This is a genomic window from Azospirillum sp. TSH64 (assembly GCF_003116035.1).
Classification (GTDB): domain Bacteria; phylum Pseudomonadota; class Alphaproteobacteria; order Azospirillales; family Azospirillaceae; genus Azospirillum.
Genome location: NZ_LGQW01000015.1, coordinates 4,595,381 through 4,595,834, shown reverse-complemented (window position 1 = coordinate 4,595,834; position 454 = coordinate 4,595,381). Strand labels below are relative to the sequence as shown.

The window sequence follows — 454 nt, the reverse complement described above, 5'->3', positions numbered from 1 at the left end:
CAAGTTCCTCACCCCCACCCGCGGCCAGATCCTCTACAAGGGCCGCGACATCACCCGCACCAAGCCCGCCGACATCGCATGCAAGGGGCTGGTCCGTTCCTTCCAGATCTCGGCCGTCTTCCCGCATCTCAGCGTGCTGGAGAATGTCCGCGTCGCGCTCCAGCGCCCGCTCGGCACCAGCTTCCATTTCTGGAAGTCGGAATCGTCGCTCCACGACCTGCACGACCGGGCACTGGAGCTGATCGAGGCGGTCAACCTCACCCCCTGGGCCGGCCATCTGGCCGCCGAGCTGCCCTATGGCCGCAAACGCGCGCTGGAGATCGCCACCACGCTGGCGCTCGGCCCCGAGGTGATGCTGCTCGACGAGCCGCTGGCCGGCATGGGCCATGAGGATATCGAGGGCACCGCAGCCCTGATCAAGCGCGTCGCCGCCGACCGCACCGTTCTGATGGTC

General features: G+C 67.8%; 1 protein-coding gene. It reads left to right on the top strand.

Features of this window, described 5'->3' with window-relative positions; all coding sequences use genetic code 11:
- Positions 1 to 454 (top strand): ATP-binding cassette domain-containing protein (locus TSH64_RS35970; RefSeq protein ID WP_199237636.1); only part of this gene is annotated, 454 nt, incomplete at both ends.